Source organism: Winogradskyella arenosi (assembly GCF_003337305.1).
In the GTDB taxonomy this organism is placed as follows: Bacteria; Bacteroidota; Bacteroidia; order Flavobacteriales; family Flavobacteriaceae; genus Winogradskyella; species Winogradskyella arenosi.
In genome coordinates, this window is sequence record NZ_QPJO01000003.1 from 557,693 (window position 1) to 567,109 (window position 9,417).

General features: G+C 35.6%; 8 protein-coding genes and 1 tRNA gene. 5 read left to right on the top strand and 4 right to left on the bottom strand.

Annotated elements, in window-relative coordinates; all coding sequences use genetic code 11:
* Positions 1–2: 2 nt before the first annotated feature.
* The 3 genes from DFQ08_RS11530 to DFQ08_RS11540 are packed head-to-tail and all read left to right on the top strand — an operon-like array spanning position 3 to position 3,345.
* Positions 3–941, top strand: a complete 939-nt coding sequence (locus tag DFQ08_RS11530) for a PorP/SprF family type IX secretion system membrane protein (RefSeq protein WP_114310162.1) — start codon at positions 3–5, stop codon at positions 939–941.
* A 10-nt stretch (positions 942–951) separates the two neighbouring features.
* Positions 952–2,835, top strand: coding sequence for an OmpA family protein (locus DFQ08_RS11535; RefSeq protein WP_114310163.1), 1,884 nt, complete (start codon positions 952–954; stop codon positions 2,833–2,835).
* 9 nt (positions 2,836–2,844) lie between these two features.
* The gene (locus tag DFQ08_RS11540; RefSeq protein WP_114310164.1) at positions 2,845–3,345 is read left to right on the top strand and encodes a GTP-binding protein; all 501 of its coding nucleotides are present in this window, start codon (positions 2,845–2,847) and stop codon (positions 3,343–3,345) included.
* Here DFQ08_RS11540 and era read toward each other — a convergent pair.
* From era to proS, 4 genes are all read right to left on the bottom strand, one after another.
* Positions 3,336–4,217 carry a GTPase Era gene (era, locus tag DFQ08_RS11545; protein WP_114310165.1) on the bottom strand — a complete coding sequence of 294 codons (882 nt, stop codon included), beginning with the start codon at positions 4,215–4,217 and terminating at the stop codon, positions 3,336–3,338. The genes DFQ08_RS11540 and era overlap by 10 nt on opposite strands.
* A 165-nt stretch (positions 4,218–4,382) precedes the next feature.
* Positions 4,383–4,634 (bottom strand): 30S ribosomal protein S20, encoded by a 252-nt coding sequence (gene rpsT, locus DFQ08_RS11550; protein WP_114310166.1) that lies wholly within the window; start codon positions 4,632–4,634, stop codon positions 4,383–4,385.
* Between the two features lie 25 nt (positions 4,635–4,659).
* Positions 4,660–4,731, bottom strand: a tRNA-Glu gene (locus DFQ08_RS11555).
* Between the two features lie 109 nt (positions 4,732–4,840).
* On the bottom strand, positions 4,841–6,319 hold the full coding sequence (gene proS / locus DFQ08_RS11560) for a proline--tRNA ligase (RefSeq protein ID WP_114310167.1): 1,479 nt from the start codon (positions 6,317–6,319) through the stop codon (positions 4,841–4,843).
* A gap of 101 nt (positions 6,320–6,420) precedes the next feature.
* Between proS and DFQ08_RS11565 the strand changes: the two genes are divergently transcribed.
* Together DFQ08_RS11565 and DFQ08_RS11570 are read left to right on the top strand one after the other, a co-directional pair.
* Positions 6,421–7,425, top strand: a complete 1,005-nt coding sequence (locus DFQ08_RS11565; RefSeq protein WP_114310168.1) for a hypothetical protein — start codon at positions 6,421–6,423, stop codon at positions 7,423–7,425.
* A gap of 33 nt (positions 7,426–7,458) precedes the next feature.
* A complete protein-coding gene (locus DFQ08_RS11570) occupies positions 7,459–8,979 on the top strand; it encodes an OmpP1/FadL family transporter (RefSeq protein ID WP_114310169.1) in 1,521 nt (506 codons plus the stop codon).
* The last annotated feature ends 438 nt before the right edge of the window (positions 8,980–9,417 follow it).

The following is a 9,417-nucleotide window of genomic DNA, read 5'->3' on the forward strand; positions in this document are numbered from 1 at the left end:
TAATGATAAGCAAAATACCAACTTATAGCATTGCAATAATAATCCTATTTCTAGGCTTATCTACACATGCCCAACAAGATCCTCAATTTACACAGTACATGTATAATATGAGTGTCATTAATCCGGCTTATGCCACGGATGATGAAATCACTTTAAATTTAGGTGTTCTATACCGATCGCAATGGGCAGGGTCGGTCGGAGCTCCGCATACAGCTACTTTATTTGCGCATTCAAAATTAGCCAATCGTATTGAAGGTGGAGTATCTTTTGTTCATGACGAAATTGGTGATGTTGTTAAGCAAACAGGTGCTTATGCAGATATTGCTTATATACTTCCGGTTGGAGTCCATTCAAAATTATCTTTTGGAATAAAAGCAGGAGCCACTTTTTACAGTACTAATTTTAATGGTTTTGTTTATTCAGATCCCCTTCCCGACCCAACTTTTGCAGAAAATATAAACAAAACTTTTCCTAACGTAGGTGCTGGTCTTTACTATTTTACGGATCAGTACTATCTTGGAATCTCTGCTCCAAACCTTTTACAGTCTAAACATCTCGAAGATAATAGCGGTGTTGTATCAGAAGCCTCAGAAAATGTACACTTATTTTTTACAGGAGGCTATGTTTTTACATTAAATGACGATTTTAAATTGAAGCCCGCCTTAATGACTAAGTATGTTAACAATGCCCCAATTAGCGTAGATTTAACAGCTAACCTATTAATGTATAATAAATTAGAATTTGGTTTAGGTTATAGATATGACGATTCAGTCTCGGCTCTAGCAAATTTTGCCCTATCACCGACCTTAAGAATTGGTTACGCCTATGATCATACTTTAACTAATTTAGGTCGTTTTAATTCAGGATCTCATGAAATATTTTTATTACTGGATATTAGTAAGTTTAGAAAGGGCTACGATAAATCACCAAGATTTTTCTAATTAAAAACCTATGAGAATTTTTAATCTATATATCACCATCATCGCGATCGTAACTAGCAGCGTTTGTTTTTCTCAATCTGTTAGAAAAGCCAATTTGCTGTACAAAAACAAAGCTTACCTAGAAGCTGCAGAGATCTTTGAATTGCTACCCAAAACATCAGCTAACTTAGAAAAACTAGGGGATTGTTATTATTATAATTCAGACTATACTCAAGCTTACAATGCCTATATGCAGGTCTATAATTTAAACGAACCGTCAACGCTTAGTGAAAAGTTCTATTTTAAATATTTTGAAGTTTTAAAAGGGACAAAGCGTTATAAAGAGGCAGACGAAATATCCACTCTTTATTTGAACGACTCTATAAACACATTAGAATTTAAGTCTCTTTTAAAGCAGGTAGCACCATATAATTACGAATTACAAAATATCACTGAAAATGTTGGAGGCTCTAGTTTTGGTGTGGGTATATATGGCGACAAGATTGTCTTTTCTTCTACAAAAAATATAGAAAACCCCAATTACAATTGGAATGGTATGCCTTATTTAGATTTGTATGAAGCTACGATAACAGACGGAGAAACCATTGCCCTAGATAGTATCCAGCCCTTAGATAATAAGATAAATACTGCAAAGCAGCACGAAAGTAATGCGGTCTTTACTAAAGATGGAACAATGATGTATTTTTCTAGAAACCTTAAAAAGCGTGTAGATCTCGATTCTACAAAAATTGCAGTTGTTAGCATCTTTAGATCCGAACTAATTGAAGGTGAGTGGACTAAACCTGAACCTGTATCTTTTGCTGGGGACACTTACTCAATCATGCACCCTACCTTAAATGAAAAAGAAGACCGGTTATACTTTTCTAGTGACATGCCCGGAACATTAGGGGACTTTGACATCTTTTATGTAGACCTTTTTACTGATCACTCTTTCGGTCAACCCATTAACCTTGGAGAAACCGTAAATACCAAAAGACGTGAACAATTTCCGTATATAGGCGCAGATAATACCTTATATTTTGCCTCTAATGGCAAACAGGGATTTGGTGGTTTAGATTTATTTTCGAGCCGGATGGAAGACAATAAATTTTTAGAAGCGCTTAATTTAGGAGAAACGATTAACACAGAAAAAGATGATTTTTCTATCGTAGTAATAGATTCAATAAACACCGGTTATGTCTCTTCTAACCGATCCGGACAAGATAACATCTATACCTTTAAACGACTATACAATGAAAGAAGTTACTTTATTGAAGGTATCGTTACAGATAAAATAACAGGAAAAATCCTTCCCAACACCACTGTTACTTTATTTGACATCAATGGCAATCTTATAGCTGAACAAGTCGTCGGAGAAGATGGGAAATACAAACTTTCAACCCTACCTAACCAAAAGTATACCCTAGAAGGTTTTAAACCTAAATATATTCCGCAATTAGAATTTTTTGATACCAATGATAAGGGCAATATTGAATTTAATATAGAACTAGAAATTGAATCCTATAAGGATGCTGAAGACATTGTTACAGACGATGATAAAGGAAACACTTATATTGAATTAGAAAATATTTATTTCGACTTTGGAAAATGGGACATAAAACCACAAGCCGCTAAAACTTTAGATATATTAGTGGCCCTACTAAAAAAATATCCTCGAATGGAAATTCAACTCGGTGCTCATACCGACTCTAGATCTGGTTACGAATTCAACTTAGAACTTTCTAAAAAAAGAGCTCAAGCCACCTTAGAATATCTCGTAGAGAATAATATTTCCAGAACACGTTTAAGATCTAAAGGTTACGGGGAATCACAGCCTTTAGTACCCTGTGGCGATAACTGTACTGAAACCGAATACTCTATTAACAGACGTTGTGAATTTTTAATTTTACGTTAATGTTCGTCTATGAAACCTGCTAATGATCCTCATCTAAGACCGCGATTTAAGCTTGAAATCGCTGAAGATAACAAAACCTTATTAGCATGTTTTGAATCTTTAAAAAAGGAAGAATCAAAATTTATAATCTCTAGAGTAGACGATCATGTATTTATACGATTTCCTAAATGCGATCAGCATTTTTGGAGTCCGCAACTGCATTTAGAAATTACAACAGAAAGCCCAAATAAAGCGACAATACGTGGTTTATTTGGGCCTAGTCCAACTGTTTGGACTTTATTTATGTTTCTTCACTTTATTGTTGCCGCATTAGGGATTGGATGTGGACTTTGGGCTTATACCAATGCTTCTTTAGACAAAGCCTATGCCTTACCCCTATCTTTAGCGGTTCTAATGATAATAGTTTGGATACTGCTTTACATTTTAGGACGTTTAGGTCGGCACAAAGGCCAAGATGAAATGAAAAGCTTATATACATTTATGGAAGATCAGCTTAAAGCTTACTTTTGATTATAACCAAAACGTCTCAATTGCATTTGATTACTTCTCCAGTTTTTATTAACCTTAACATACAATTCCAGGTGCACCTGCTTACCAAAAAACTTCTCTAAATCTTTACGTGCTTCCATACCTACACGCTTTAATGCAGAGCCTTTATGGCCAATGATAATTCCTTTTTGTGTTTCACGTTCAACCATAATTACAGAACGCATTCTTATAATCTCCTCTTCTTCAAAAAATTCTTCAGTATCAACTTCTACAGCATATGGAATTTCTTTTTTGTAGTGTAATAAGATTTTTTCTCTAATAGCTTCGTTAACAAAAAAACGTTCAGGCTTATCGGTTAACTGATCTTTAGGATAAAATGCAGGAGATGCTGGTAAAAGTTCAATAATTCTATTAAATACATTCTGAACATTAAAACCTTCTAAGGCTGAAATAGGAAAAAACTCAGCATTCGGCACTTTTTCCTGCCATAATTGTGCTTGTTCTTCTAATTGTTCTTGATTAGAATTATCGATTTTATTCAATAATAACAATACAGGAATTTTAGAATTGGTTATTTTTTTTAAAAAGGCGTCATCTTTTAATTCCTTTTCTCCAATTTCAACCATATAAATTAAAACATCGGCATCTTCAAAAGCAGATTTTACAAAATCCATCATAGACGCTTGCAATTCATAAGCCGGTTTTATAATCCCTGGCGTATCACTTAAAATCATCTGGAAGTCTTCACCATTGACAATTCCTAAGATTCGGTGTCTCGTGGTTTGGGCCTTAGATGTAATAATGGATAATTTTTCACCAATAAAAGCATTCATTAACGTTGATTTACCCACGTTAGGATTACCTATAATATTTACAAAACCTGCTTTGTGCATTCTATTTTAATTTAGAGTATAAAGATAAGATTAAAAATAATGATCCCTTTATATTTATTATAACTACAGTAAGATAGTCATTTTACGGAGGTCTACCTCAGATTAGAAACAAAAAAAAGTCTTTCCGTTAAGAAAGACTTTTAATTATTTTAAAAGTAACTACAATTATATTGCTGCTACATGTTTAGTTAACTTTGATTTTAAGTTACTTGCTTTATTAGAATGAATTACATTCTTCTTAGCTAACTTATCTAACATACCTATCACAGAAGGCAATAATGCTTGCGCTTCCTTAGCATCTGTAGTCTCACGTAATTTCTTTATAGCATTACGAGTCGTCTTGTGCTGATACTTATTAAGTACACGTCTCTTTTCGTTACTTCTTATTCTTTTTAAAGCTGACTTATGATTTGCCATTATTTTTCTTTCTTATTAAAAATTGTAGCCCGTAGGGGAATCGAACCCCTCTTACATGGATGAAAACCATGCGTCCTAGCCGATAGACGAACGGGCCATTTGGTTGTTTTAATATTTAAATGAACCAGCAACGTTGCCATTGCGGGTGCAAATATACAACTCTTTTTTACTTCTCCAACTATTATTTCATTTTTTTTTAAAAAAATTTAATAAGCCTTGGCAAAAAGCACTCTTTGGGTAGAGGGTTGACCACTAAAAACACATACCCCTTCCTCTTGTATATTGTCCATAGGAATGCATCTGATGGTCGCTTTGGTCAGTTCTTTGATCTTTTGTTCGGTCTCTGCAGTTCCGTCCCAATGTGCTGAAATAAATCCTGTTTTTGTTTCTAAAACTTTTTTGAAAGTTTCAAAATCGTCCACTTTAGTAATATGCGTATCTCTAAACTTTAAAGCTTTTGCAAATAATTCGTCTTGGATCACTTCTAAGAGCTCTTTAACCTTAGGAGCTAATCCATCTAAGGAAACCACTTCTTTAGTTAAAGTATCACGTCGTGCTAACTCTACAGTATTATTATCTAAATCTTTTGGTCCAATAGCAATACGCAACGGTACTCCTTGTAATTCGTGTTGGGCAAACTTAGCGCCAGGTCTATGCGTTGTACGCTTATCAAACTTACAACTTACCCCTAAGGCTCGTAATTCTTTTATAATGTCTTCCGTTTTGGCCGTAATAGCTTCAAATTGTTCATCTGTTTTAAAGATAGGAACTATGACCACTTGCGACGGTGCTAAATTTGGAGGGAGTACTAAACCTTTATCATCACTATGCGTCATAATTAAAGCCCCCATCAATCGTGTAGAGACGCCCCAAGAGGTTGCCCATACATAATCTTGCTTACCTTCATTATTTGTAAACTTCACATCAAAGGCTTTGGCGAAATTCTGTCCAAGGAAATGCGACGTTCCGGCTTGCAATGCTTTTCCATCTTGCATTAGCGCTTCTATACAATAGGTTTCTACAGCTCCTGCAAAACGTTCGCTTTCTGTTTTAACACCTTTTACTACTGGTATAGCCATAAAGTTTTCTGCGAATGTGGCGTAAACGTCATTCATTTGTTCTGCCTCTACTAAGGCTTCCGCTTTTGTAGCATGTGCCGTATGCCCTTCTTGCCATAGAAATTCGGCTGTACGTAAAAATAAACGGGTACGCATTTCCCAACGCACGACATTTGCCCATTGGTTAATCATTATAGGAAGGTCTCTATAACTTTGAATCCATCCTTTATAAGTATTCCAAATAATAGCTTCACTTGTAGGTCTTACAACTAACTCTTCTTCTAGCTTTGCTTCAGGATCTACTCTTAGCTTACCTTCATTATCAGGATCATTCTGTAAACGGTAATGTGTAACTACAGCACACTCTTTCGCAAAACCTTCTGCATTCTTTTCTTCGGCTTCAAATAAACTCTTAGGTACAAATAACGGGAAATACGCGTTCTCATGCCCGGTCTCTTTAAACATTCTGTCTAATTCCGCTTGCATTTTTTCCCAAATAGCATAGCCATAAGGTTTGATCACCATACAACCTCTAACGGCAGAATTTTCTGCTAAATCGGCTTTCACCACCAATTCGTTATACCATTTTGAATAATCTTCAGTTCTACTCGTAAGGTTCTTGCTCATTTTATATGTTTTGGCACAGATATTGCGCTTATGTTAAATGTATTAAATAATACAGCAAAACTAACTATTTTTGCTATGTTCAACAATAAAATAAAAGAGATATGCAATTTAAAAATTTACTAACTCAGAAATTGCCATTTTTTGTTGTACTCGGATTAACGTTCGTGTTAACGTCTTGTGGTTCCTTCCAATACACAGGATATGACAGCGATGGAATTTATGGTGATGATACCAGTTACGAAGCTACTGCCCAACAAGAGGTTATCACAACATCGACTAACGATTCTAACTACTATAAAAATTACTTTGCAGAAAATTCTGCCGAAGTTGATGCTATACAAGAGGAGTCGGAAATTTTCACGAATATCGATTCTTACGAAAGCGATTATACAGAACAACCTATAGATGCCCTAGAACAAGAAACAGCCTATGCCGGTTGGGGACAAACCAATAGTACCGTAACCATTAACTATGTAGATAATGGTTGGTATGGTTATAATGACCCTTGGTTCTATTCTGGATTTGCTTTTGGCTCTTACGGTTGGTATAGACCTTGGCGTTATAATTATGGTTATGGTTGGAATTATAATTGGGGGTATACGGGCTATTATGGCTACGGATTCTATCAGCCTTGGAGTTATGGTTATGGACATGGTTATTATGGATGGAACAATAGATTCCCTAGAAATTCTAGATATGCTTTTAATAATACAAGACGAAACTCTTTACTTTATAATACGACTTTAAGCAGAAGTTATAACAACAGTCTTAGTAGAAGCAGCCGTTCAGCGGTATCTACAAGAAATAACTATTCTACGCGACGCTTATCTACGACTAATAGATATAACCGAACTACAAGATCTAACAATTACTCTACGAGAAACACCACAAGATCCTCTAGAAACACTACGGTAACACGACCAACGCGAAGTATAAGGAGTTCTTCAACGACACGTACAACAACACGGTCTACAACACCTACAAGGTCTTCAAGTGCAACCTCTAGGTCTAGCTCTAGCAGTTCACGATCTTCTAGTACAGCGCGTTCTTCAAGTTCTCGTTCTAGCAGTGGTAGTTCTTCTAGTAGCAGACGCGGTAGAGGATAAACAACTTACGTTACAACTTATAAAACACAGATTATGAAAAAGTTACTTATGCTAGGCATAGGCTTAATAAGCACGTCCTATATTGTAGCCCAAGATATTACGGATGCCGTGCGCTATTCTATGGATAATATCCAAGGTACAGCTCGCTTCAGAGCAATGAGTGGTGCGTTTGGTGCTCTTGGTGGAGATTTATCAAGCATTAATATTAACCCTGCAAGTTCTGCCGTATTTACTTCAAGCAAGGCTTCTGTTTCGCTTGGCGCTTTTAGCAAACAGCAAGATGTAGGCTATTATAATGGTCTTACTTCTTCATCAGATACTAATCTTGATCTTAATCAACTTGGTGCAGCCTTCGTATTTAAAAATACGAATCCGAATTCGGGTTGGAGAAAATTCTCTTTAGGTTTTGCTTATGACCGTTCTGCGGACTACGATAACGATTGGGTATCACAAGGCGTTAACCCCGACCAAACTATTGGAGATTTCTTTTTAAACAATGCACAAGGTTTAAGGCTTGACGAAATTTCAGCCTTTCCAGGAGAATCTTTTACTGATGCTTATGCTGAAATAGGCTCTATCTTCGGAACCCGTAATCAACAAGCGTTCTTAGGATACGAAGGGTATATTATTGACCCCGTTGAAGATACTGATAACAATACAGCTTACGAATCTAACATCAGTGGTGGTGATTATAACCAACGCTACATGTATGCTAGTAGCGGATATAACGGGAAGCTTGGATTTAACTTTGCTACAAGCTATAATAATAGAGTGTTTTTAGGTTTAAATCTGAATTCGCATTTTATCAATTACGAACGTTCTACATTCTTAAGTGAATCTAATTCTAATACGAGTGCATCAGTACGTCAGGTGAATTTTGAAAACAATTTACTAACTACAGGAAGTGGCTTTTCATTTCAACTTGGTGGTATTGCTAAGATCACAGAAGCCTTTAGAGTTGGTTTAGCTTACAACTCCCCTACTTGGTATAGAATTTCTGATGAAACAACGCAATATCTTGCAACCACACGTGTTGAAGAAGGCGCTAGTTTTAATCAAGTGGTTAGTCCTAATATTGTGAATATCTACGAAGAATATAAATTACAAACACCAGGTAAAGTCACAGGGAGTTTAGCTTATGTTTTTGGAAAAACAGGCTTAATCAGTTTTGATTACGCCGTTAAAGATTATAGCAATGCTAAATTTAAACCTAGTTCCGACGTTCTATTTTCTAGTTTAAATACAGAAATCAACAATACCTTAGATTCTTCTGTCTCATATAATTTAGGTGGCGAATACCGTTATGGAGCATTAAGTTTTAGAGCCGGATATCATTTTGAAGAAAGCCCTTATAAAAATGACAATTTCTATGGCGATCTTGATGGCTACTCTTTAGGGCTTGGATATAATTTTGGCAATTTTAATTTAGATATTGCCTTTAGCCAATCGGAACGCGATTACAATTATCAACTCTATAGCACAGGACTAACGGATGCGGCTCAAATTGCGTCTAAAAATTCTGATTTTATTTTGACATTAGGATTTAATCTCTAGATTAAATTTTACAACATATATAAAAGACCTAAGGCCATGCTTTAGGTCTTTTTTTATACCGCACCGTTACACAAATATAATACTGCGCATTCTCGTAAGGCATCACACTAGTAATCCTAATAGACATTAATCTAAAACTAGATCTCCCTCATATTAGAAAAACCATTGTCTCTAACCTAGCTGCAAGAAGCTAAATTATAAAGGACTCCTTACAGAGATGCCGATTCCCTTAGAGTACTCCTATATATACATGGATTAGATTTAGATAATAGCGTTGCTGCTTAAACAAAAAAAAGCCTGAACATTAGTAATGTTCAGGCTTTATAACTATTTGTAATTCTCCTTATCGTTTCAAGGTAAAATGTGCTTTAAATTCTTTGCGTTGTCCGGTACTTGGTTCATCGTACTCTATTGTAAACCAGTAGCCATCGCTTGGCA

Coding starts and splice junctions, on each gene's coding strand:
- DFQ08_RS11530 (WP_114310162.1), top strand. CDS start 3: ATGATAAGCAAAATACCAACTTATAGCATTGCAATAATAATCCTATTT.
- DFQ08_RS11535 (WP_114310163.1), top strand. CDS start 952: ATGAGAATTTTTAATCTATATATCACCATCATCGCGATCGTAACTAGC.
- DFQ08_RS11540 (WP_114310164.1), top strand. CDS start 2,845: ATGAAACCTGCTAATGATCCTCATCTAAGACCGCGATTTAAGCTTGAA.
- era (WP_114310165.1), bottom strand. CDS start 4,217: ATGCACAAAGCAGGTTTTGTAAATATTATAGGTAATCCTAACGTGGGT.
- rpsT (WP_114310166.1), bottom strand. CDS start 4,634: ATGGCAAATCATAAGTCAGCTTTAAAAAGAATAAGAAGTAACGAAAAG.
- proS (WP_114310167.1), bottom strand. CDS start 6,319: ATGAGCAAGAACCTTACGAGTAGAACTGAAGATTATTCAAAATGGTAT.
- DFQ08_RS11565 (WP_114310168.1), top strand. CDS start 6,421: ATGCAATTTAAAAATTTACTAACTCAGAAATTGCCATTTTTTGTTGTA.
- DFQ08_RS11570 (WP_114310169.1), top strand. CDS start 7,459: ATGAAAAAGTTACTTATGCTAGGCATAGGCTTAATAAGCACGTCCTAT.